This is a genomic window from Bradyrhizobium sp. SZCCHNRI3043 (assembly GCF_032377735.1).
GTDB lineage: Bacteria > Pseudomonadota > Alphaproteobacteria > Rhizobiales > Xanthobacteraceae > Bradyrhizobium.
Genome location: NZ_JAUHID010000001.1, coordinates 508,950 through 531,081, shown reverse-complemented (window position 1 = coordinate 531,081; position 22,132 = coordinate 508,950). Strand labels below are relative to the sequence as shown.

19 protein-coding genes are annotated in these 22,132 nt (G+C 66.6%); 11 read left to right on the top strand and 8 right to left on the bottom strand.

Annotated elements, in window-relative coordinates:
• Window positions 1-7 precede the first annotated feature (7 nt).
• The 9 genes from lspA (at window position 8) to QX124_RS02465 (ending at window position 8,924) form a co-directional block, all read left to right on the top strand.
• Window positions 8-505, top strand: a complete 498-nt coding sequence (lspA, locus tag QX124_RS02505) for a signal peptidase II (RefSeq protein WP_315736592.1) — start codon at window positions 8-10, stop codon at window positions 503-505.
• A gap of 202 nt (window positions 506-707) precedes the next feature.
• Complete coding sequence (locus tag QX124_RS02500) at window positions 708-1,373, top strand: hypothetical protein (RefSeq protein ID WP_315779376.1); 666 nt, start codon at window positions 708-710, stop codon at window positions 1,371-1,373.
• Window positions 1,374-1,549: 176 nt separating this feature from the next.
• On the top strand, window positions 1,550-2,935 hold the full coding sequence (locus tag QX124_RS02495; RefSeq protein WP_315779026.1) for a pitrilysin family protein: 1,386 nt from the start codon (window positions 1,550-1,552) through the stop codon (window positions 2,933-2,935).
• The gene (locus QX124_RS02490) at window positions 2,935-4,314 is read left to right on the top strand and encodes a pitrilysin family protein (protein WP_315796095.1); all 1,380 of its coding nucleotides are present in this window, start codon (window positions 2,935-2,937) and stop codon (window positions 4,312-4,314) included. Before QX124_RS02495 ends, QX124_RS02490 begins: the two co-directional genes overlap by 1 nt.
• Window positions 4,315-5,361: 1,047 nt before the next feature.
• Window positions 5,362-5,781: an alternative ribosome rescue aminoacyl-tRNA hydrolase ArfB gene (gene arfB, locus QX124_RS02485; RefSeq protein ID WP_315777980.1), complete on the top strand. Its 420-nt coding sequence runs from the start codon at window positions 5,362-5,364 to the stop codon at window positions 5,779-5,781.
• Between the two features lie 221 nt (window positions 5,782-6,002).
• A complete protein-coding gene (locus QX124_RS02480) occupies window positions 6,003-6,320 on the top strand; it encodes a c-type cytochrome (RefSeq protein WP_315796610.1) in 318 nt (105 codons plus the stop codon).
• A gap of 1 nt (window position 6,321) precedes the next feature.
• Window positions 6,322-6,717, top strand: a complete 396-nt coding sequence (locus QX124_RS02475; protein ID WP_315796092.1) for a VOC family protein — start codon at window positions 6,322-6,324, stop codon at window positions 6,715-6,717.
• A 48-nt stretch (window positions 6,718-6,765) separates the two neighbouring features.
• On the top strand, window positions 6,766-7,314 hold the full coding sequence (locus QX124_RS02470) for a gluconate 2-dehydrogenase subunit 3 family protein (RefSeq protein ID WP_315796090.1): 549 nt from the start codon (window positions 6,766-6,768) through the stop codon (window positions 7,312-7,314).
• Window positions 7,315-7,355: 41 nt separating this feature from the next.
• Window positions 7,356-8,924, top strand: a complete 1,569-nt coding sequence (locus QX124_RS02465; protein ID WP_315777977.1) for a GMC family oxidoreductase — start codon at window positions 7,356-7,358, stop codon at window positions 8,922-8,924.
• Between the two features lie 193 nt (window positions 8,925-9,117).
• Here QX124_RS02465 and QX124_RS02460 read toward each other — a convergent pair whose 3' ends face one another.
• Window positions 9,118-9,429 carry a ribbon-helix-helix domain-containing protein gene (locus QX124_RS02460; protein ID WP_315779033.1) on the bottom strand — a complete coding sequence of 104 codons (312 nt, stop codon included), beginning with the start codon at window positions 9,427-9,429 and terminating at the stop codon, window positions 9,118-9,120.
• Between the two features lie 174 nt (window positions 9,430-9,603).
• Here QX124_RS02460 and mutL point away from each other — a divergent pair, with 174 nt between their 5' ends.
• Window positions 9,604-11,448, top strand: a complete 1,845-nt coding sequence (mutL, locus tag QX124_RS02455; RefSeq protein ID WP_315736584.1) for a DNA mismatch repair endonuclease MutL — start codon at window positions 9,604-9,606, stop codon at window positions 11,446-11,448.
• A gap of 212 nt (window positions 11,449-11,660) precedes the next feature.
• Here the strand turns inward: mutL and rsmD are convergent, their stop codons facing one another.
• Window positions 11,661-12,215 carry a 16S rRNA (guanine(966)-N(2))-methyltransferase RsmD gene (gene rsmD / locus QX124_RS02450; protein WP_315777975.1) on the bottom strand — a complete coding sequence of 185 codons (555 nt, stop codon included), beginning with the start codon at window positions 12,213-12,215 and terminating at the stop codon, window positions 11,661-11,663.
• Window positions 12,216-12,224: 9 nt separating this feature from the next.
• A complete protein-coding gene (locus QX124_RS02445; RefSeq protein ID WP_315796086.1) occupies window positions 12,225-14,336 on the bottom strand; it encodes a pseudouridine synthase in 2,112 nt (703 codons plus the stop codon).
• Between the two features lie 133 nt (window positions 14,337-14,469).
• Between QX124_RS02445 and QX124_RS02440 the strand changes: the two genes are divergently transcribed.
• Complete coding sequence (locus QX124_RS02440; RefSeq protein ID WP_315796084.1) at window positions 14,470-14,916, top strand: nucleoside deaminase; 447 nt, start codon at window positions 14,470-14,472, stop codon at window positions 14,914-14,916.
• 12 nt (window positions 14,917-14,928) lie between these two features.
• On the opposite strand, the gene QX124_RS02435 is transcribed toward QX124_RS02440, so the two are convergent.
• From QX124_RS02435 to purD, 5 genes are all read right to left on the bottom strand, one after another.
• Complete coding sequence (locus tag QX124_RS02435; protein WP_315796083.1) at window positions 14,929-16,242, bottom strand: cytochrome P450; 1,314 nt, start codon at window positions 16,240-16,242, stop codon at window positions 14,929-14,931.
• On the bottom strand, window positions 16,242-16,958 hold the full coding sequence (locus QX124_RS02430; protein ID WP_315779044.1) for a class I SAM-dependent methyltransferase: 717 nt from the start codon (window positions 16,956-16,958) through the stop codon (window positions 16,242-16,244). The genes QX124_RS02435 and QX124_RS02430 overlap by 1 nt, the downstream gene beginning before the upstream one ends.
• Window positions 16,955-17,404 carry a hypothetical protein gene (locus QX124_RS02425; RefSeq protein ID WP_315736578.1) on the bottom strand — a complete coding sequence of 150 codons (450 nt, stop codon included), beginning with the start codon at window positions 17,402-17,404 and terminating at the stop codon, window positions 16,955-16,957. The genes QX124_RS02430 and QX124_RS02425 overlap by 4 nt, the downstream gene beginning before the upstream one ends.
• 95 nt (window positions 17,405-17,499) lie before the next feature.
• The gene (locus QX124_RS02420) at window positions 17,500-20,721 is read right to left on the bottom strand and encodes an AAA family ATPase (protein WP_315771261.1); all 3,222 of its coding nucleotides are present in this window, start codon (window positions 20,719-20,721) and stop codon (window positions 17,500-17,502) included.
• A 116-nt stretch (window positions 20,722-20,837) separates the two neighbouring features.
• Window positions 20,838-22,121 carry a phosphoribosylamine--glycine ligase gene (gene purD, locus QX124_RS02415; RefSeq protein ID WP_315796078.1) on the bottom strand — a complete coding sequence of 428 codons (1,284 nt, stop codon included), beginning with the start codon at window positions 22,119-22,121 and terminating at the stop codon, window positions 20,838-20,840.
• Between the last annotated feature and the right edge of the window lie 11 nt (window positions 22,122-22,132).

Sequence of the window (22,132 nt, the reverse complement as noted above, 5' to 3'; positions counted from 1 at the left end):
TCACGCAATGACCTCCCGCCTCCGCCTCGGCCTCATCGCCGGTTTCGCCACCCTGGTCATCGACCAGGCCTCCAAGCTGTGGCTGCTGTACGTGTTCGACCTGCCCAACCGCGGCACGGTCAGGATCACCCCGTTCTTCGACCTCTACCTCGCCTGGAACATCGGCATCAGCTTCGGCTGGCTGCAGAGCGAGAGCGCGCTGGCGCAATATGGACTGATGGCGGTGAAGGCCGTCGCGGTGGTCGCCCTCGCCATCTGGATGGCGCGCGCGGAAAGCAAGCTGGCGACGGCGGCGCTCGGCCTGATCATCGGCGGCGCCATCGGCAACGGCATCGACCGGCTGGCCTATGGCGCGGTGGTCGATTTCGCGTTGTTCCACGTCCAGATCGGCGGCACGGTTTACAACTGGTACATCTTCAACATGGCCGACGTGGCCATCGTTGCCGGGGTGGCGGGCCTGCTGTATGACTCCTTCTTCGGGGCTCCCGCCGCAAAAGCGCCCTGATCCGGGTCGATACCGGCCGGTGCCGATCCAGGGTCAAGAGCCTGATGATCTTCACGTTTTCGAGATCGGCGCGATGCCTGGACGGCCCCCGTCGAATCGAGGATCGCAATCGGTGGGTTCGCGGCCGGTTCGTCGGAGCACGAGCACTGGACAAGCGAGGACAGGGAAAGCCATGCGCAAGACCGAAGTCAGCGGCCGGATCATGACCCACGCGGCCTTTCGCGCTCTGCGCCTGTCGGCGGCTGCGCTTTGCATCGGCGTCATCATGGCCGCGGGCGTCGCCCGTGCCCAGGAGGACGAGGAAGACGACAAGACCTTCGAAGAGAAGATCGTCGACAACCTGATGCGCGGCCTCGGCGGCACCAACATGGAGACGCCGACCATCAATTATCGCGAGCGCTCGCCGCTCGTCGTGCCGCCCAAGCTCGATCTGCCGCCGCCGGCTGCCGCGACCCAGGCCAATGCCCCGAACTGGCCGAAGGACCCCGACGAGCAGCAGCGCCGTGCCGCGGCCGCCGCGCGCAAGAAGGACAACAAGGATCCGGTCAATGCGGCCCGCCCGCTGACCCCGGCCGAGATGAAGATGGGGCGGACGGCCGCCGCCAAGCCGACCGAGCCGATCCAGCCCGGCGTCAGCAACAACCCGATGATGAGCCCGTCTCAGCTCGGCTTCAAAGGCGGCCTGTTCGGCATGTTCAAGGGCAGCGACAGCGAAACCAAGCCGTTCACCAGCGAGCCGCAGCGCGAGAGCCTGACCCAGCCGCCGCCCGGCTATCAGACGCCGTCGTCGAGCTATGCCTATGGCACCGGCAAGCAGGAGCCGATCGCCGGCAAGCAGATGGACATCATGACCGGCAAGGAACGGTGAGGGCGGCTGCTCGCCGGAGCCCCCCGGACTTGCCGCGTTTGCCGGCATTAGTGAAATTTAATGTCTCGCGGCGGCACCATGCCATCGCCGCTTTGTGACGTCGGGCTCCGTCCGGCGCGATGTAGCATGCTGCGCTCAAACCCGATCGCCCCTCCCCGCGGGCCTTCAGAAGGATCATGATGTCCTCGCACCGGTTCATTCCCGTCGCCGCCGCGCTCGTCTCCATCATTGCGTTCACGGCCGGCGCTTCGGCGCAAACGACGTTCGCCTCCGAGCCCCCTGCCAGCTTCACCCTCCCCAACGGCCTGCAGGTCGTCGTGATCCAGGATCACCGCACCCCCGTGGTGACGCAGATGATCTGGTACAAGGTCGGCTCCGCCGACGAGACGCCCGGTAAATCAGGCCTCGCCCATTTCCTCGAGCATCTGATGTTCAAGGGCACCGAGAAGCATCCGGCCGGCGAGTTCTCCAAGACCGTGCTCAAGATCGGCGGCAACGAGAACGCCTTCACCTCGGTCGACTACACCGGCTACTTCCAGCGCGTGCCGCGCGACCAACTGCCCAAGATGATGGAGTTCGAGGCCGACCGCATGACCGGCCTGGTGCTGAAGGACGAGAACGTGCTGCCCGAGCGCGACGTCGTGCTCGAAGAATACAACATGCGCGTCGCCAACTCTCCGGAAGCCCGGCTCAACGAGCAGGTCATGGCGGCGCTCTACGTCAATCATCCCTATGGCCGCCCGGTGATCGGCTGGAAGCCGGAGATCGAAAAGCTCAGCCGCGAGGATGCGCTGGCATTCTATCGCCGCTTCTACGCGCCCAACAATGCGATCCTCATCATCGCCGGCGACACCGACGCCAAGGAAGTGCGTCCGCTGGTCGAGCAGACCTTCGCCAAGATCCCCGCGCAGGGCGACATTCCCGCGCACCGGCTCCGGCCGCAGGAGCCGCAGCCGGTGGCGCCGCGCACGGTCACGCTGGCCGACCCGCATGTCGAGCAGCCCTCGATGCGCCGCTTCTACCTGGTGCCGTCGGCGACGACGGCCGCGCCCGGTGAATCCGCTGCGCTCGACGTGCTGGCCCAGCTGATGGGCAACGGCAGCAACTCCTATCTCTACCGCGCGCTCGTCATCGACAAGTCGCTCGCGATCAGCGCCAGCGCGTCCTATCAGGGCACCTCGCTGGATCCGAGCCAGTTCTCGGTCGCGGCCGCGCCAAGACCCGGCGTGGAGTTCGCCCAGGTCGAGGCGGTGGTCGACAGCGTGATCGCCGAGCTGGCGCAGAACCCGGTTCGCGCCGAGGATCTCGAACGGGTCAAGACGCAGCTGATCGCGGAGGCGATCTACGCCCAGGACAACCAGGCCACGATGGCACGCTGGTATGGCGGCGGCCTCACCACGGGACTGAGCATCGAGGACATCCGGAGCTGGCCCGATCGCATTCGCGCCGTGACCGCCGAGCAGGTGCGCACAGCGGCGCAGAAGTGGCTCGACAAGAAGCGCTCCGTGACCGGCTATCTGATCAAGGACAATGCGGCCAAGCGCGAGGAGAAGCGGTCGTGATGAACACAATGACCTTCGCGCGCCGCTTCGCCTGCACGCTCGCCGTCGCTGCCGCAGCGCTCGCCGTCACGTCGGCTGCACAGGCCGCAACCAAGATCCAGCGCCTGGTCTCGCCCGGCGGCATCGAAGCCTGGTTCGTGCAGGACGCGACCGTGCCACTGATCGCGATGGAATACGCCTTCCAGGGCGGCGCCTCACAGGATCCGATTGGCAAGCCCGGCGTCGGCAATCTCGTCGCCGACCTGCTCGACGAAGGCTCCGGCGATCTCGACTCCAAGACCTTCCACGAGCGGCTCGACCGCCGCGCCATCGAGCTCAGCTTCCAGGTATCGCGCGATCAATTCCGCGGCTCGCTGCGCATGCTGCGCGACAACAAGGACGAGGCGTTCGAGCTGCTGCGCACCGCGCTGACCTCGCCGCATTTCGACAGCGCCGATATCGAGCGCATCCGCTCGCAGGTGATCTCCGGCCTGCGCCGCGAGACCACCAACCCGAGCTCGCTGGCAGGCCGCAAGTTCCTCGAGCTCGCCTTCCCCAACCACCCCTACGGCCGTCCGTCCAACGGCACGCTGGACAGCGTGCCGACGATCACCGTCGAAGATCTCAAGGACTACACCGGCCGCGTTCTCGCCAAGGACACGCTGAAGGTCGCCGTCGTCGGCGACGTCGATCCGGCGACGCTCGGCAAGCTGCTGGACCAGACCTTCGGCGCGCTGCCGGCGAAAGCGACCCTGACGCCAGTGCCTGACGTCATCGCCACCAAGCCGCCGCAGCGCGTCCTCGTCTCGCTCGATGTGCCGCAGACCGTCATCACCTTCGGCGGGCCCGGCATCCGCCGCCACGACCCGAACTTCATGGCGGCCTATGTGGTCAACCACATCCTCGGCGGCGGCGGCCTGTCGTCGCGGCTCTACAAGGAGGTGCGCGAGAAGCGCGGCCTCGCCTACTCGGTCTATGACGCGCTGCTGTGGATGGATCACTCCGCGCTGTTCATCGGCAACACCGCCACCCGCTTCGACCGCGCCAGCGAGACCATCGCCGCAGTCGAGGGCGAGATCCGCCGCATGGCCGAGGAAGGCCCGACCCAGCAGGAGCTCGACGAGGCCAAGTCCTACATCAACGGCTCGCAGATGCTGGCGCTCGACACCTCCTCCAAGCTCGCCCAGGCGATGCTGCAATATCAACTCGACAAGATGCCGATCGACTACATCGAGAAGCGCAGCGAGATCGTCAAGGCCGTGACGCTCGATGACGCCAAGAAGGCGGCGAAGCAGCTCTGGAGCCAGGGCCTGCTGACGGCGGTCGTCGGCCGCACGCCGCAGGCCGCCGCCGAGCCGGTGCAAGCACCGGCCACGGCGCCGATGACCAAGACGAACTGAGCGGGCGGGGCGCTCTCGTCGCGCGACGCTTCGATGTCGCTGACCATCGCTGCCTCCACAAAAATGGTGTCGTCCCGGCCTTGAGCCGGGACCCATACTCCAGGGAGATGTTTGAGGCAGGCAGGTCATTGACACCTCCCGCCTCACGTCGGCTGCGGCGTATGGGTCCCGGGTCGGCGCCGTCAGCCACGCTTCGCGTCGCTGACGGCTTGCCCGGGACGACAGCGGAGGACCGCGCGTCGACTTCCGATAATAATAATTATCTTGCTATTTTTCGGAAATCATGTTCTTCTCCGCCATCCCGCCTCACTGCGGAGGGGCGTTGCGCGCGATCGTCACGACACGCGAGGCGGGGATGCGGTGGCCGCGAGAGGTCGCAGCGTCTTCTTGCGAGGACGCGGACGAACGATCGCTTGCGGACGTGAAGTCGCAGGGTCCTGACACCCCGACGCTGGTGTCACGTTCGCGACGGCGCTAACGCGCCGCGTGGATCATGGTGGCCAACAAGCCCGGCGCACCAGGGAGACTGCGTATAAGCGTGAAGACCACCGCGCGGGGAATGCCGGGATGTCTCGGCTGAACCTGTGGTACCTGCCGCCTGCATTTTTTTCGCAGGCGGGCCATGGGTGCGGCCAGCGCCCGGCATTCCCCGCGCCCTCTGCACTTTCAAGAGGGACGAACTGATCGCAGACCTCGGGCATGAGATGCCGCGAGAACGCAGCGTCATGGCTGAGCTGATCGACACCTGCTGTTTGAGCCGTGAATCCGCCACCCCCACCGCTGTCGTCCCGGACAAGCGGCGACGCGCGCCAGCGCGGCGCTGCGCCGATCCGGGACCCACACTCCGCGGCGTGATGCGGGAGGTGTCAACGACCAGCCTGCCTCAAACTTCTCCCTGGGGTTATGGATCCCGGCGTTCGCCGGGATGACAGTGGAGGGTTTCGCACCGGCCCCTGGCCAACCCGCGACGCAATGGTGTGAACCCGCGCACACCGGCCCTAAACCCGCTATGGTGCGCGCGAAAGCCTCGATTCCACCTGGTGCCCCATGCTGCGGATCTCCCGCGACCTTGCCATCGACGAGAACGACATCGAGATCTCGTTCGTCCGCGCCTCCGGGCCCGGCGGCCAGAACGTCAACAAGCTGTCGACCTCGGCGCAGCTGCGCTTCGACACGACCCGGATCACGCTGCCCGAGGATGCCGCGGCACGGCTGGCGCGGCTGGCCGGCCAGCGCATGACCAAGAACGGCGTCATCGTGATCCAGGCCGAGCGCTTTCGGACTCAGGAGCGCAACAAGGCCGACGCGATCGACCGCCTGCTGGCGCTGTTGAAGGAGGCGATGATCAGGCCGAAGGTGCGGCGCCCGACCAAGCCGACCTTCGGCTCCAAGCAGCGCCGGCTCGAAGGCAAAAAGATCCGCAGCGACGTCAAGGCGGGACGCGGCGGGCGTCGCTTCGACGATTAGTCCGCAACGCTGACACATCCTGCGGGCGGACGCGTCCTGCGCACGCTTTGTTCCTGCTGAAACAGCCCGCTACTACCACGGTGCTTTCACTGCGACCTAGTCTCATCAAAAATGATGAGAGAGGATCGATGTCGGGACAGCGTGCAGCGCAAACTGCTTTTCTTCGCGTTGGACTTGGATGTTGCGGCGCGATGCTGGGCGCGGCCGCCGCGCTCGCGCAGATGGCGCTGCCCTCGCCGAAGCCCGTCGACGGCGCGACTCTCTTCAAGCAGCAATGCGGTGTCTGCCATACGCTGAGCAGCGGCGAACCGATGCGACAGGGACCGCCGCTATCGAAGATCGTCGGCCGCCGCGCCGGATCGATCGACGGCTTCCGCTACTCGGCCGGCTTCGCCAGGGCCGACTTCAGTTGGGACGAAGCCAAGCTCGACGCCTGGCTGACCAACCCGCAAGAGCTGATCCCCGGCGCCGTGATGGCGTATCGCCAGGCCAAGCCCGACGTGCGCGCCGCGATCATCAACTACCTGAAGGACAATTGAGATGGCCAAACCCGTGCATTCCATGATCCGCGTGCTCGACGAGGCCAAGGCGCTCGACTTCTACACGCGCGCCTTTGGCTTGGAGATCGCCGATAGTCTGCGCTTCGACGGCTTCGCGCTGATCTATCTGCGCCACCCGTCGTCGCCGTTCGAGGTCGAGCTGACCGTCAATTTCGACCGCAAGGAGCCCTATACGCTCGGCGACGGCTACGGCCATCTCGCTGTCGTGGTCGACGATCTCGATGCCGAGCATGCCCGCTTCGAGCGCGAGAACCTGGCGCCAGGCCCCTTGCGCGATTTCAAGCACAATGGTGCGACGCTCGCGCGCTTCTTCTTCGTCACCGATCCCGACGGCTACAAGATCGAGGTGATCCAGCGCGGCGGCCGCTTCGGCTGAGCCGCTGAACTACGACCATACATCAACAAAATCACACGGAGGATACCCATGAGAGAAGTCGATCGCCGCAACAAATATGACCGCCGCGTCTTTCTCAAGGGCGCGGCCGCGACCGTGCCGGCCGCGGCCGTCGCCTCCGCGACGGGCCTCGGCGTCACCGACGCCTGGGCCGAGGACGCCAAGGCGCTGACGCCGGCGACCCTGAAGACGCTGGTGAAGGTCGCGCGCGACATCTATCCGCACGACTTCCTCGCCGACCGCTACTACATCACCGCGGTCAAGCCGTGGGACGGCAAGGCGGCGGAGGACGCCGCCGTGAAGGCGATGATCAATGACGGCGTCGCCCGGCTCGACCAAGACGCGCGCGACCGCCACAAGGTGCCGTATGCGCAGGTGCCGTGGGAGGTCGATCGCGTCGCGCTGCTGCAAGGGATCGAGCAGACGACGTTCTTCAAGACCATCCGCGGCGACCTCGTGGTCTCGCTCTACAATCAGAAAGAGCTCTGGCCGAAGTTCGGCTACGAGGGCTCCTCCGCCGAGCATGGCGGCTACATCAACCGTGGCTTCTCCGACATCGACTGGCTGCCGAAAGCCTGACGCCGGCCAGCACCAAGACAAGAAACACGGAGGAAACCACCATGGCAAGATTCGATCAGAACGATTCGAGCGTCGTCGTCATCATCGGCTCGGGCGCCGGCGGCGGCACGCTCGGCAACGAGCTCGCACAGAAGGGCATCAAGGTCGTCATTCTCGAAGCCGGCAATCGCTACGAGATTCCCGACTTCATCAACGACGAATGGGAGAGCTTCACCCAGCTCGCCTGGACCGACATGCGCACCACGTCCGGCACCTGGCGCGTAGCCAAGGACTTCGCCAATCTGCCGGCCTGGATCGTGAAGGCGGTCGGCGGCTCCACCGTGCACTGGGCCGGCGCCTCGCTGCGCTTCGACGAGCACGAGTTCAAGGCGCGCACCACCTATGGCGGCGTGCCCGGCACGAGCCTCTTGGACTGGCCAGTGACCTTGGCCGAGATGGAGCCGTGGTACGCCAAGGCCGAGTTCAAGATGGGCGTGACCCGCACCAACGACATTCCCGGCCTGCCCGGCAACAACAATTTCAAGGTGCTCGAGGCCGGCGCCCGGAAGCTCGGCTACAAGACCGTGCACACCGGCAACATGGCGATCAACTCGCAGCCGCGCGACGGCCGCGGCGCCTGCCAGCAGATCGGCTTCTGCTTCCAGGGCTGCAAGTCCGGTGCGAAATGGTCGACCTTGTACACCGAGATCCCGAAGGGCGAGGCCACCGGCAATCTCGAGGTGCGGCCGGGCAGCATGGCGATCAAGGTCGAGCATGACGCCTCGGGCAAGGTCACCGGCGTGGTCTATGCCGACAGCCAGGGCAAGATGCAGCTGCAGAAGGCCCGTATCGTCGCCGTCGCCGGCAACTCGATCGAGAGCCCGCGGCTGCTGCTCAACAGCGCCTCGAACATGTTCCCGGACGGCCTTGCCAACTCCTCCGGCCAGGTCGGGCGCAACTACATGCGGCACATGACCGGCAGCGTCTATGCGACGTTCGAGAACCCGGTGCACATGTATCGCGGCACCACGATGGCCGGCATCGTCCGCGACGAGGCGGCATTCAATCCGAAGCGCGGCTTCGTCGGCGGCTACGAGATGGAGACCTTGTCGCTCGGCCTGCCGTTCATGGCGGCGTTCCTCAATCCCGGCGCCTGGGGCCGCAGCTTCACGGCGGCGATGGAGACCTATCCGCGCATGGCCGGCATGTGGCTGGTCGGCGAGGACATGCCGCAGGAGACCAACCGCATCACGCTCGATCCCGTGGCGAAGGACAAGTTCGGCATGCCGGTGGCGTCAGTGCATTTCGACGATCATCCCAACGACGTCGCGATGCGCGCCCACGCCTACAAGCAGGGCTCGGCGATCTACGAGGCGGTCGGCGCCACCGTGACCTATCCGACCACGCCCTACCCCTCGACGCACAATCTCGGCACCAACCGGATGAGCGAGAAGGCCAAGGACGGCGTCGTCAACAAGTTCGGCCAGACGCACGACATCAAGAACCTGTTCGTCTCCGACGGCAGCCAGTTCACCACGGGCGCGGCGTGCAATCCCACGCTGACGATCGTCGCGCTGGCGATCCGGCAGGCCGACTACATTGCGGGAGCGATGCAGAAGAAGGAGATCTGAGGGACAAGGTCGTGCGATGGGGCACGCTTGGCGCTCCACACTCGGTCAGCGCCTCCCCCGCTTGCGGGGGAGGTCGGATCGCATCGGAGATGCGATCCGGGTGGGGGAACGCTCCGGAAAGACTGCCGTTGCGGCGCCCCCACCCCGCCCTCCCCCGCAAGCGGGGGAGGGAGACGAGGCAGCGGATTTTTGGCTACTCCGCCGCGTCCATGATCGCGGCCGCGGGAAAATCCGGCAGCGTGGCGGTCGCCTTGGCCCGGTAGATCAGACAGGAGCACCTCAACAGCGACGCAAAATTCTTCACCTCGCCGTGATGATCGAGCACCTCGGCGTACAGCGTGGTCACGAACTTGGCGAGGCTCATGCCCTCCTTGGCGGCGATCTCCTCGAGCGTGTCCCAGAACGCCATTTCGAGCCGGATCGAGGTGCTATGGCCGCCGATCCGCAACGAGCGGGTCTGCGATGCATAGTCGCGCTGAGGCTGGTGTGCGAACAGATGGCACATGGGCTTCCTCCGGCTGATCGTTATTTTTGCGAAACGATATACTGGCCCCGCCCGCCTCACAATCCCGTTGGAGAACGCCGCATTCGTCTGCCGCACTGCGTGAAAAACGCTATTCTCCCGGCAACACAAGTGGCGCCGCGACAGCGGCGTCGCATCAACGCTCCGAGCCGCACCATGCCCGTCCGCCAGCTTCCCGAACAGATCGTCAACCGCATCGCCGCCGGCGAGGTGGTCGAGCGGCCGGCGAGCGTGGTCAAGGAGCTGGTCGAGAATGCGATCGATGCCGGCGCGAGCCGCATCGACATCTTCACCGATGGCGGCGGCCGGCGAAAGATCGCGATCACCGACGACGGTGGCGGTATGACGGCGGCCGATCTTGCGCTCGCGGTCGAGCGCCACGCGACCTCGAAGCTCGACGACGAGGACCTGCTGCAGATCCGCACCCTCGGGTTCCGCGGCGAGGCGCTGCCCTCGATCGGCTCGGTGGCACGGCTGTCGATCACGACGCGGCACAAGAGCGAGCCGCATGCCTGGGCGCTCGCGGTCGACTGCGGCGACAAGTCTCCGATCGTGCCGGCCGCGCTCAACCAGGGCACCCGCGTCGAGGTCGCCGATCTGTTCCACGCCACGCCGGCCCGGCTGAAGTTCCTCAAGACCGACCGCACCGAGGCCGAGGCGATCCGCGAGGTGGTGCGGCGGCTGGCGATGGCGCGGCCCGATATTGCGTTTACGCTGGCCGGCGAGGAGCGCGCGCCGGTGACCTGGGCGGCCGCGCTGCCCGGCGCGCCGGGCCAGCTGACGCGGCTTGGCGACATTCTCGGCGCCGACTTCCGTAGCCATGCGATCGCCGTGCGCAGCGAGCGCGATCATGTGATGATCGAGGGCTTCGCCGCGGCGCCGGCGCTGACGCGGGCCAATGCGCTCGGGCAGTATCTGTTCGTCAACGGCCGGCCGGTACGCGACAAGCTGATCCTCGGCGCGGTGCGTGCTGCCTATGCCGACTATCTGCCGCGCGACCGCCATCCCGTCGTAGCGCTGTTCGTGACGCTCGACCCGCGCGAGGTCGACGCCAACGTGCATCCGGCCAAGACCGAGGTGCGCTTCCGCAATGCCGGCCTCGTGCGCGCGCTGATCATTCACGCGCTGAAGGAAGGCCTCGCCCGCGAGGGCCGCCGCACCGCGGCCAATGACGGTGGCGCGACCATCGCCGCGTTCCGCCCGGCGTTCACGCCGCAGCCGCGGCCTGCCAATTGGGATTGGCAACGCTCGCCGTCGGCGCCCGTGATGCCGCACTTCGGCGGCTCGTTCCCATCAGCCGCGCCCTCGCCCGCTGCCACATCATTTGGTCTCGCCGAGTCGACGCAGTCCGCATTCGACGTCGGCACGCCGCGCGCCGATCTGCGGCTGCACGAGCAGCCGGCCGCGCCCGACCTGCTCGACCGCCCGCTCGGCGCCGCGCGTACCCAGATCCACGATACCTACATCGTGGCGCAGACCCGCGACGGCCTCGTCATCGTCGACCAGCACGCCGCGCATGAGCGCATCGTCTATGAGCGATTGAAGGCCTCGCTCGCCGCGCACGGCGTGCAGCGGCAGATCCTGCTGATCCCCGACATCGTCGAGCTGGATGAGGCGACCGTCGAGGCGCTGCTCGCGCGCTCCGACGAGCTCGCCTCATTCGGGCTCGCGATTGAATCCTTCGGCCCCGGCGCCGTTGCCGTGCGCGAGACCCCGTCGCTGCTCGGCAAGATCAACGCATCCGCGCTGCTGCGCGATCTCGCCGAGCATATGGAGGAATGGGGTGAGGCGCTGCCGCTCGAGCGCCGCCTGATGCACGTCGCCGCCACCATGGCCTGCCACGGCTCCGTCCGCGCCGGCCGCCGCCTCAAGCCGGAGGAAATGAACGCGCTGCTCCGCGAGATGGAGGACACGCCCAACTCCGGCCAATGCAACCACGGCCGCCCGACCTACGTCGAGCTCAAGCTCGCCGACGTCGAGAAGCTGTTCGGGAGGAGATAGCGGCCACGAATTGGAGCACGACGAGAGCGACAAACTGGCTGTCGTCCCGGGCAAGCCACCGGCAACGCGCAGCGTTGTCCGGCGGCGCCGACCCGAGACCTATACGCCGCAGCAGAAGTGATGGGCGAGTACGCCGTCGCGAGCGTCGCGCGTCCCAACCCGATCCTGTGGTTATGGGCCCCTGCGTTCGCAGGGGCGACAGTGAGCAAGGATCACGCGCTGCGCAAAAATACGAACTCGGTGTCGTCATAGGCGCGGCGTTCGAGTTCGGTGAAGCCTTCAGGCACCTTGAACGCGGCGGCCTTGGACTCCTCGACGACCAGAAGCGCCGATGGCACCAGCCAGCCGCCGTCGCGCAACGCGGCCAGCGCCTTCTCCGCCAGGCCCTTGCCATAGGGCGGGTCGAGGAACACCAGCGAGAACGGCTCGACCGGATGCGCAGGACCGAGATCGGTGGCATCGCGGCGGTAGACCTTGGTGACACCGCCGAGGCCGAGCGCCTCGACATTGTTGCGCAGCAGCGCCCTTGCCTCGGCGCCGTTGTCGACGAACAGCGTGAACGCCGCACCGCGCGAGACAGCCTCGATGCCGAGCGCGCCGGTGCCGGCAAACAGGTCGAGCACGCGCGCGCCGGCGATCGGATCGTCGTAGGCGTGGACGAGGATGTTGAACAGCGCCTCGCGCAGCCGATCCTGCGTCGGCCGAATCTCGCGCGACGCAGGCGAAGCGATGTTGCGGCCTCTCAGCCGTCCACCGACGACACGCATCGCAACGCCCTACTCGTCCTGCGGCGTGATATCGCGCTTGCCGTGATAGCCGCGCTTCGGCCGCCGTGGCGGGCCAGAAAAGCGCGCCTCGGCCTCGTGGCGCTCGCGCGCCTCGTCGCTGCCGGTACGCTGGACCAGCACGCGGCGGCCCTTGCGATCGGCGACCACCTCGCGCTTCGGCTTGGGCTTCGGATCCGGCAACGGCTCGCGATTGCCCTTGCCGGCCGGACCGAGATCGGCGCCCGATTGCGCGATGACCTTCTCGCCGAGCTGCTCGCGCAGAACTCGCGTCTTGACCTCCTGCACCTCGCCCTCGGGCAGCTCCAAAAGCTGGAATGGGCCGTAGGAGACGCGGATCAGGCGGTTCACCTCGAGGCCGAGATGAGCGAGCACGTTGCGCACCTCGCGGTTCTTGCCCTCGCGGATCGCAACCACGAGCCAGACGTTCGCACCCTGGTCGCGTTCGAGCGTGGCTTCGATCGGTCCGTATTTGACGCCGTCGACCTCGACGCCTGCGGCGAGCTGATCGAGCTGCGCCTGCGTGATCTCGCCATGGGCGCGAACGCGATAGCGCCGCGTCCAGCCGGTGTCCGGCAATTCGAGCACGCGCGCGAGCCCGCCGTCATTCGTGAGCAGCAGCAGGCCCTCGGTGTTGAAGTCGAGCCGGCCGATCGAGATCAGCCGCGGCAGGCCCTCGGGCAGATTGTCGAATACCGTCGGTCGCCCCTCCGGGTCGCTGTGCGTCGTCATCAGCCCGCGCGGCTTGTGATAGAGGAACAGCCGGGTGCGCTCGCGCTCCGGCAGCGGCGCGCCGTCGACCTGGATGACGTCGTTCTCGGTGACGTCGAGCGCCGGCGAGTTGATGATGCGGCCATTCACCGTCACGCGGCCCTGCGTGACCATCTCCTCGGCGTCGCGCCGCGAGGCCAGCCCTGCGCGCGCCAGCACCTTGGCGATGCGCTCGCCCGCCTTCTTCGGCGCGGCCGGCTCGGCCGCGACGCGGGGGCTGCGCTTGTCCGTCTCCGGCTTGCGCTCGCGATAGGCGCCGCGGCCGCCGAACGCCGGGCGCTTGGCGAAGACCTTGCTGTCGTCCTCGTTGTCGCGGCGCGGCCGCTCGGAGAAGCCTTCGCCGCCGCGGCGCTCGCTGCGCGGATGCTCCTGCCAATCGGTGCGGCCCTCAGGACGGCGACGCGGCTTGTCGAAGCCGCGGTCGTCGCCGCGATCACGCGGACGATCGAATTTCGGCCTGTCGAACTTCGGCTTGTCGAACTTGGGACGATCCTCACGGCTGCGCTCGGTGCGCGGCCGGTCAAAGCTGCGCCCGCCTTCTCGCGGCGGACGCGCACTGCGCTCCGGACGATCTCCCTCCGCGCCGCGCTTCTGCCACGGCTTGCTCTCGCCACGGGCCGGACGATCGCCAAACTCCTTGCGCGGACCACGCGGTCCGGCCCCGAACTTGCGTTCGCCACGATCGCCATCAGCACCGCGGGAAAACTTCCTTTCGCCGCCGAACTTGCGCTCCGGCCGATCGCCGCTGCGCGGCGGACGGTCGCCAAAGCTGCGCTCCGCCCGAGGCCGGTCGCTGCGATCGCGGGCGCCTTCGCCGCGCGGCGTATAGGGCCGCTTGTCACCGTCACGCTCGCGCGCAGCGTAGGGTTTGCGCTCGCCGAACTTGCGCTCGGACGATCGCCCGGCAGGACGAGCCTCGTCGCGACCAGTGCGCGGCGTATAGGGACGCTTCTCGCCGCCCCGCTCGTCCCGATCGAATTTGGGCCGGTCACCCCGCGGCTTGAAGGCGCGCTTCTCGCCATCGCCGTCCCGCGCCGGGCGCGCGGCATAGGGCCGATCGCCACGCGGCCGCTCATCGCGGTTGAACCGTGGCTTGTCGCCAAAGGATTTGCGCGGCGCATCGCCCTCGTCGCGGCGGCGCGGCGCGCGGCCCTCGTCGAAGGCGCGCTTGCCCCGGCCACCCGCTTCCTTGTCGCCGAAGCCGCGCTTGGCGAACTTCTTCTCCGGCCCGCGTGCGGCGCCCGAGCGTCCCTTGCCGCCCTCGGACCGCCCCCGCGGGGCGCCGCCGCGGCGGCCGCGGGAATCGTTGTCTTTGTCGGTGGTGCGGGGCATGAAGGTCTCACTTCGAGGTGCAGGACGAGGCGTGAACCGCGCGCTTCTGAAGCAGCGCATGTCACGCAGGAAATCGGGGTCCGGTTGTGCTGAAGGGCGATCCAGTAGCAGACTTGGGCGGGCGTGACGAGCCATGAACGGCCCTTCTTTCATGGATTTGGCGCTGAAAGCGGCCGAATCGGCCGCACTTTCCGGCGAGGTGCCGATCGGCTGCGTCGTGGTGCGGAACAACGCGGTGATCGCCACCGCCGCCAACCGCACTTTGACCGACCGCGACCCGACCGCGCATGCCGAGATCCTGGCACTGCGGCAGGCGGCCCAGGTCGTCGGCAGCGAGCGGCTGGTCGAGTGCGACCTCTACGTCACGCTCGAGCCGTGCACGATGTGCGCCGGCGCGATCTCCTTCGCGCGCATCCGACGGCTGTATTACGGGGCCGCCGATCCGAAGGGCGGCGCAGTTGAGTCGGGCGTGCGCTTCTTCGCTGCGCCGACCTGCCATCACGCGCCGGAGGTCTATTCGGCCGTGGGCGAGCAACAGGCGGCGCAGATGCTCAAGGAGTTCTTCAAGGCGCGGCGATGAGGCTCGGTCAGCCTATGCAGCCGCCTCCTTGCGCAGCGCGCGAAAGCTCATGCGAACAGGGAGGCTGGAGACGCCGCTCATGAAGGGCGACCGCACCCGGCGCACCCGCCCGGCCAGTTCGATCCGCTCGGTCCGGCGCAGCAGCTCCGCAAATAGGGCCCGCATCTGCATCCTCGCCAGCTGCAGTCCCATGCAGATGTGCGGGCCACGGCCGAAGGCGATGTGCGGGTTCGGACTGCGATCGATCCGGAACGCGCCGGCATCCTCGAACACGGCCTCGTCGCGATTGGCGGAATGGAAGAACAAGGCCAGCGCATCGCCTTCGCGAATGCGTTGCCCCGCGACCTCGGTGTCGCAGACCGCGGTGCGCATGAAGTGCCGCACCGGCGAGGTCCAGCGCAGCATTTCCTCGATCGCCGGATCGAGCAGCTCCGGCTCGGCCCGCAGCCGCGCCATCTGCTCGGGCACTGCAAGCAGCGCCGCCAGGCCGCCGGCCAATGCGAGCGCCGTCGTATCGTGGCCCGCCGTGACCAGCAGGATGAAGTAGGAGATCAGCTCGTAATGCGGCATCGCTGCGCCATGCGGCGCGGCATGCGCAATCAGGCTGGCGAGATCGTCGCGCGGCTGGGCGCGCCGATCGGCCACGACGGCTTCGAAATAATCGCGCAGCGCCAGCATGGCCGTCCGCATCGTATCGCCCGGCGACTCGGCCAGACGGCGCTTCGGATCCTCGGCGCCCACGAAGGCCTGGGCCAGCCGCGCAAGCCGGGCATCGTCGGCCTCCGGCGTGCCCAGCATGCGGCCGATCACCCGGAAGGTGAAGGGCAGCGCCACGTCAACAGCGAAATCGCATGCGTCCCCGTGCGCGGCAACCCGGTCGACGATCTCGGCTGCCCATTGTGCCAGCCAGGTTTCCATCGCGCGCAAGGCCGGCGGCGCGAAGGCGCCCTGGATGATGCCGCGATAAACGCCATGATCCGGCGGATCCATCTCGGTCAGGCCGCGCACGAGTTGCGGCTTGCCGGTGACACGCTGCAGCACGGCCTCGGCGGTCTCGCTGGCAAGATAAGTGCGTGGGCCCGCGGCAAACTCATTGCTCCGTGTCTCGATCGAAACGATGTCGGCGTAGCGCGTGACAGCCCAGAACGGACGCACGCCGGGGCGTTCGACCCAATGCAGCGGCGCGCGCTGGCGCAGCAGCGCGCAGGCGCGTTCCAGCCGCGTTGGATCAGCGTGACCTCGCGAGGAGATCAGCACGTCCACAGCGCGCTCGATGGCGGCGCTGCGGCGATCTGTCTGCGAGGATAGCGACGGAACAGCCGACATCAGTGCGAGGGCCCCGCTTGCGACGGCGCGGCATGAGGCAAGCGGCGCACCAGGAGCGTGAACTCCTTCATGCCGTAGTTGCCGATGACCTCGACGGCCGCCGCAAACTCCTGCTCGCAGTGGGTGGCCCAAACGTCCGGCGTCGTGCGATACAGGCGCGCCTTGGCAGGATCGCCTTCCTGCTCCTCGTCCGCGGCAGCTCGCATGAAATTGACGGCAAAGCCGCGCCGGCTGGTCGCGAACATGCGCTGCAACATGGCCTTGATGTAGCCTTCCCAGGCGTCGCGCGAATAGCCGACATTGACATTCATGATGCCGGAGGCGACCGAATAGTCGGCGATGCGCGGGCTCTCCGAAGCGACGACGAAGCGCCGCAAGGGGGCGGCGAAGCGGCGCCGCGCCCGGCTGATCATGGCGCGGGACAGGTCGATGCCGAGATAGTCAATCTCACAGGACGCAAATCGCGATTCAAGAAACGGCACCAGCGCGCCATAACCGCAGCCGATGTCATTGAGGCTGAACGGCGCCGACACATCGCACAGCTTCATCAATTGCACGAAGCGCAGGCCCTGCGTCGCCTCGCAGGACCAGTCCACTCCGCGCGGCGTCGCGCCATGACGCGCGACGCATGCGGTGTAGTAGGCGTCGACGTCGGAGGAGATGTCATCGAGCGACAGATGATCGGCCCCGACGACGCTGCCCGCCCTCACGGTCATTTCTTGCGTTTCTCGACCCGCCTTGTGCGGGCGGTCTCAGCCGCCTGCTTGCGTGCTTCACGACCGGGCGTCGTCGGAATCGAGATGATGACGTGCGTGTCGAGAGAAAAAACGATCGGACGACCTTCGGACACAGTCACCCGCGGATCGTCAGCCGCGGAATGACAGACGATCGAGACGGGGAGCGGCTTTTCGGATTCGAGGTCATCCTTGAACGCCTGGATCACTCGATCATGCCCGTTAACATTGGCGAGGTCCGACGGATAAGTCTTGAGAAACTCGAGAAACTTGTACCAGCGCCGCCGCTCGGACCAATCGGCAGGCACGATTCCGAGCAAAGCAAAGGACTGCTGTAGACCATGCTTCAGCGAGAAGACCCCGAACTCCCGTTGTAGCTCAACCATTTCGGGCAAAGCATCAGCATCGAACCGTTTGTTGAGCTGCACGATAATATCAAGGGTAGTACTGTCTTTAATCATTACCCCCATTGTAACCCCCAAATCTGAAAAAGCTGGAATTCAACGAATCGACAATGCATGCATCATTGCATTGCTTCAAGATGCAATTGCAGTTTCTGAACTAATGAACGCAGACAGAACGCACCGGAGACATTCATCAAATGTCGTATCTGCTCGAGAAGTCCCGCAGCCTGCTCGTTCCTGCCGGCTCCGGCAAGAGCAAGGCCCAGGATGATCGTCGCGTAACACTCCGCGACTCGATCCGTCTTTCGTTTGGCTACAAGGATCGCCTGTTTGCTGGCCTCGATAGCGGCATCGAAGTCCTCACTCCGGTAAAGCAGATCGGCATTTATGGCAGCCATGCGCGCCTCAAGCTCGAGCCCGGTTCTTGCGGCCCGTGCGGCTTCGATCGCGCCAACCATCTCATTCGTCGCATCGGCGAATCGACCAGTCAAAGCCTGTTCGAGGCTTGCACAGAGCAAGGTGAGCACGCGGATGTAGGGAATGCCGGATGTTTCAGCGAGATCGGAAACTCGCCTTGCGTGCTCGCGCGCAAGACCCTGGTCTCCGACGATCCATGCTAGCTCCACCAGGTTGAAGTGCGGAACGAACTGAAGCACCGGTGCGACCTCGGATGAAGGCTGCTGCACCAGTTCGAGAAGCTCGCTGCGAGCATCCTCGATTTGGCCGAGATGAGCCATTGCGCGCGCCCTGATGCATCTCACCCAATAGCTGACGTCGAAGCCGAGAATCTGGTTCGGGTTCAAACCAAGCGTGACGTGACTGTCGAAGCCGGCTTGGCTTGCCATCGCAGCGATAGCCGTATTGGCCGCCGAGAGCGCCTCGTTCATCCGTCCCGAATGTGTGTATGCCTGCGCCAGCATGGCGTTGACGGTCGCGTAGCGGCCGACATCCCCCTCGCCCGAGGTCAGCTTGATGGCGTTCTGCGCCAGGTCGACGTAGTCATCGGCCGCTCCCGTCGAAGCGAGCACGCGTCCATAAGCGCCGATCAACAATGGCTCATGCGCCTTATCGGAGGAGCGTGCAAATCTCAACGCTTCCTCAGCAAACGGCTTGACTTCTTCGGCCGAGATGCCTTCGCGCCAGCCGAAGTTCAGGATCTGGCCGCTGGCCAGCGCTCGCAGGCGGTCGACGCGCTCCGATTGCGGCAGCGCCTGCAGCAGGGAGCGGATCTTCTTCCACAGCCGCAGCGCCTCCGCCGTGTTGGTGCGGCCGATCCAGCGCGCCGCGCGCTGCAGATGCTCGACGGCCTGCATGGTCTGGCCGGCGAATTCGTAATGCGAGGCGATCAGGGCGGCGAACTCGTCCTGCGTGCCCCAATCCAGCGCCTCGATCGCCTTGGCCACGGCCACGTGCACGCCGCTCAGGCGCGAGCGCAGCTGCATGGCATAGGCCACCTCCTGGATCAGCGGATGGCGGAAGGCGAGCACGCCCATGTCGAACGGCGGCAGATCATAGAGAAGATCGGCATGTCTCAGTTGTGCGAGCGCGTCGAACAGGTCCGCCTCGCTGAGCCCGACGACCGGCTTGAGCACGGCGAGCGCGACCGAGCGGCCGATCACAGCCGCTGTTTCCAGGACGCTCTTGGCGGTCTCGCTCAGACGGTCGATGCGGGCCGCTACCACGGCATGCACCGTCGGCGGCAGCGGAATCGGGCCGATCCCGCCCTTCAGCCGATAGGCGCCGCGCTCACCCTCGAAGCCACCGCTTTCAGATACAGCGCTGGCGAGCTCCTCGAGGAAGAACGGATTGCCCTGAGCGCGCTCGACGATGTCGCGCGCCAGCACCTCCAGCGAAGGATCGTCACCAAACACCCCGCGCAGCAGCTCGCTTGCCTCCTCGGAGGCCAGCGGGACGATGTGCAGTTCGTGAAATGGGACCTGCTGCATGAAGGAGGCGGCGAAACCCGGCCTGTAGTTCACGACCAGCAGCGTCTTGGTGCCGATCGTGGCCTCCGCGAGCGCCTCGACGAACTCCTCGCTGGCCTCGTCGATCCAATGCAGATCCTCGATCATGATCACCATGGCGCCATCAGCCGGCGCGGCGCGGAACAGCGTCTTGAACACGTTCAGGAGACGGGTCTTGAACACGCCGGGATCGAGCCGGAGCGCCGGACGTGACGGATCGGCGAGGTTCATGAAGTCCAAGAGCAGGACCAGCGCCGTGTCGGGCATGGCAATGGCTTCGAGCCGGTCGACCACGCGCTGGCGCGACACCTCCACCGGCTCCTTCGGCCGGATGCCGAAGAAGTCGCGCAGCAATTCGAGCACCGGCTGGAACGGGGTGGCGCGACCATGTGCCAGCACGCGCGCCTCGTAGACGCGAATGCCCTGGCGGCGACAGTGCTCGGCGAACTCGAAGCACAGCCGGCTCTTGCCGATGCCGGCCTCACCCACAATGCCGACGACAGCGCCGCGCGCCGCCAGGACGTCGTCGAGCTCGCGTTCGAGCACAGCGAGCTGAGCGTTGCGCCCGATCAGCGGCAACAGGCGCTGGCCGCTACGGAAGACGTCGCTCGCCGGCGCACTGAGGCGGCCGATCAGCTTGTAGATCGACACCGGCGAGGCAATGCCGCGCAGCGTGTGGGTGCCGAGCGGCTCGGCTTCGACGAACTGCCTGGCGCCGGTGTAGGTTTCCTTGCTGATCAGGATGGTCCCGGGCTCGGCCATGTGCTCCAGACGATTGGCCAGATGGACGTTGGCGCCGGCCGCGTCGTAGGTCTGGTACATGCTGTTCTCGACGACCTGGACGATCACCTCGCCGGTGTGCAGTCCGACCCGGACCTGCAAATGCGGGTCGGCGAGGCGCGCGATGGAGTCCTGCATCGCCAGCGCGCCGAGGCAGCCGCGAACCGCATGATCCTCATGCGGCACCGGCGCTCCGAACAGGGCCATGACGCCGTCGCCCTGCGTCTTGTTGACGACGCCATCATAGCGGTGAACCGCCTCCTTCATGAGGTTGAGCACCGGGTCGAGCCGCTGCATCGCGAGCTCGGGATCGCCGAGGCTATCGATCAGCTGAGTGGAATCGCGGATGTCGGCGAACAGGATGGTGAGACGCTTGCGTTCTCCGCCCTTGCTGCTCAGCGTCCTCAGGACGCGCTGCGCCGCCTGGTCGGGCGGAGCCGGCCGGCCGGGCAACGGCGCACCGCATTGGCCGCAGAAGCGATTCGACGGGCTGTTGGTCTGGTTGCAAGCCTCGCATCTGAGGCCGAGCGGCTCGCCGCACCGGTCGCACGAGGCTCTCCCTGGCTGATTCTGCCTGCCGCACCGCGCGCATTCCATGGCCCCTCCGTTCCACGGCGGAACTGATTCATCCCATCACGGCATGAGTCTATGGAACTGCCACAATTCTCGCGGGAAAAATAGCCTTGTGGGGCCGAAGGCGGCGATCACGATGCTCAGCCCTGAGCGCTTTCCTGCGCCACCGCCTGCCAGGCAATGTCGCGCCGGCAGAAGCCGTCGGTCCATTTGATGCGGTCGACGGCCTGATAGGCCCGCGCCTGAGCCTCGGTGACGCTCTTTCCCGACGCGCAGACGTTGAGGACGCGTCCGCCATTGGCGAGAATGGCGCCGTCCTTCGCCACCGTGCCGGCGTGGAAGATCTCCACGCCCTCGATCCGCGCGGCGTCGTCGAGCCCCTCGATGACACCGCCTTTGGCGTAGTCGCCGGGATAGCCACTCGCGGCCATGACCACGGTGACGGCGGCGTCGGGAAACCAGCGCAGGTCGAAATTCTTCAACTGTCCGTCGCAGGCGGCCAGCATGGCGGGCACGAGATCCGACATCATCCGCAGCATCAGCACCTGACATTCCGGATCGCCGAAGCGCACGTTGTATTCGAACAGCTTCGGCCCCTGGGCGGTCAGCATCAGGCCGGCATAGAGAATGCCCTTGAACGGAGTGCCACGCGCATTCATTCCGGCGATGGTCGGCTGAATGATCTGATTCATGATCCTGTCATGAATCTCCTGCGTGACGAACGGCGTCGGCGAATACGCCCCCATGCCGCCGGTGTTCGGTCCCTGGTCGTGATCGAACACCCGCTTGTGATCCTGGGCGGAGGCCAGCGGAATCGCGGTCTCACCGTCGCACAGCGCGAAGAACGACACCTCCCGTCCTTCGAGAAACTCCTCGATGACGACCTCGGCGCCCGCGACGCCAAAGCCGCCCTCGAACATCATCTTGATGGCGTCCTCGGCCTCGGCAACCGTCTTGGCCACGACGACACCCTTGCCAGCCGCGAGCCCGTCTGCCTTGACGACGATCGGAGCGCCGTGCTCGCGGACATAAGCGAGCGCCTCGGGGGCATTGTCGAAGCGGCAGTAGGCGCCGGTCGGGATGTCGTATTCGGCACAGAGATCCTTGGTGTAGCCCTTGGAGCCCTCGAGCTTGGCGGCGAGCCTGGACGGGCCGAACGCCTTGATGCCGGCAGCCTCGAGATCATCGACGATGCCGGCGGCGAGCGGCGTCTCGGGGCCGACCACCACCAGATCCACCTTGTTCGTCCGGCAGAAGGCGATCACCTCCGCATGATCGGCGACGTCGAGCGCGACACATTCGGCCTCCTTGGCGATCCCGGCATTGCCGGGCGCGCACCACAGCTTGGTGAGCAGCGGCGAGCCGGCAATCTTCCAGGCGAGCGCGTGCTCGCGGCCGCCGGAACCAAGGAGCAGAATGTTCATCGTCGATGCCG

Excerpts from the sequence above, each read along its gene's own strand:
- lspA (WP_315736592.1), top strand. The coding sequence starts at position 8 with ATGACCTCCCGCCTCCGCCTCGGCCTCATCGCCGGTTTCGCCACCCTG.
- QX124_RS02500 (WP_315779376.1), top strand. The coding sequence starts at position 708 with ATGACCCACGCGGCCTTTCGCGCTCTGCGCCTGTCGGCGGCTGCGCTT.
- QX124_RS02495 (WP_315779026.1), top strand. The coding sequence starts at position 1,550 with ATGATGTCCTCGCACCGGTTCATTCCCGTCGCCGCCGCGCTCGTCTCC.
- QX124_RS02490 (WP_315796095.1), top strand. The coding sequence starts at position 2,935 with ATGAACACAATGACCTTCGCGCGCCGCTTCGCCTGCACGCTCGCCGTC.
- arfB (WP_315777980.1), top strand. The coding sequence starts at position 5,362 with ATGCTGCGGATCTCCCGCGACCTTGCCATCGACGAGAACGACATCGAG.
- QX124_RS02480 (WP_315796610.1), top strand. The coding sequence starts at position 6,003 with ATGGCGCTGCCCTCGCCGAAGCCCGTCGACGGCGCGACTCTCTTCAAG.
- QX124_RS02475 (WP_315796092.1), top strand. The coding sequence starts at position 6,322 with ATGGCCAAACCCGTGCATTCCATGATCCGCGTGCTCGACGAGGCCAAG.
- QX124_RS02470 (WP_315796090.1), top strand. The coding sequence starts at position 6,766 with ATGAGAGAAGTCGATCGCCGCAACAAATATGACCGCCGCGTCTTTCTC.
- QX124_RS02465 (WP_315777977.1), top strand. The coding sequence starts at position 7,356 with ATGGCAAGATTCGATCAGAACGATTCGAGCGTCGTCGTCATCATCGGC.
- QX124_RS02460 (WP_315779033.1), bottom strand. The coding sequence starts at position 9,429 with ATGTGCCATCTGTTCGCACACCAGCCTCAGCGCGACTATGCATCGCAG.
- mutL (WP_315736584.1), top strand. The coding sequence starts at position 9,604 with ATGCCCGTCCGCCAGCTTCCCGAACAGATCGTCAACCGCATCGCCGCC.
- rsmD (WP_315777975.1), bottom strand. The coding sequence starts at position 12,215 with ATGCGTGTCGTCGGTGGACGGCTGAGAGGCCGCAACATCGCTTCGCCT.
- QX124_RS02445 (WP_315796086.1), bottom strand. The coding sequence starts at position 14,336 with ATGCCCCGCACCACCGACAAAGACAACGATTCCCGCGGCCGCCGCGGC.
- QX124_RS02440 (WP_315796084.1), top strand. The coding sequence starts at position 14,470 with ATGAACGGCCCTTCTTTCATGGATTTGGCGCTGAAAGCGGCCGAATCG.
- QX124_RS02435 (WP_315796083.1), bottom strand. The coding sequence starts at position 16,242 with ATGTCGGCTGTTCCGTCGCTATCCTCGCAGACAGATCGCCGCAGCGCC.
- QX124_RS02430 (WP_315779044.1), bottom strand. The coding sequence starts at position 16,958 with ATGACCGTGAGGGCGGGCAGCGTCGTCGGGGCCGATCATCTGTCGCTC.
- QX124_RS02420 (WP_315771261.1), bottom strand. The coding sequence starts at position 20,721 with ATGGAATGCGCGCGGTGCGGCAGGCAGAATCAGCCAGGGAGAGCCTCG.
- purD (WP_315796078.1), bottom strand. The coding sequence starts at position 22,121 with ATGAACATTCTGCTCCTTGGTTCCGGCGGCCGCGAGCACGCGCTCGCC.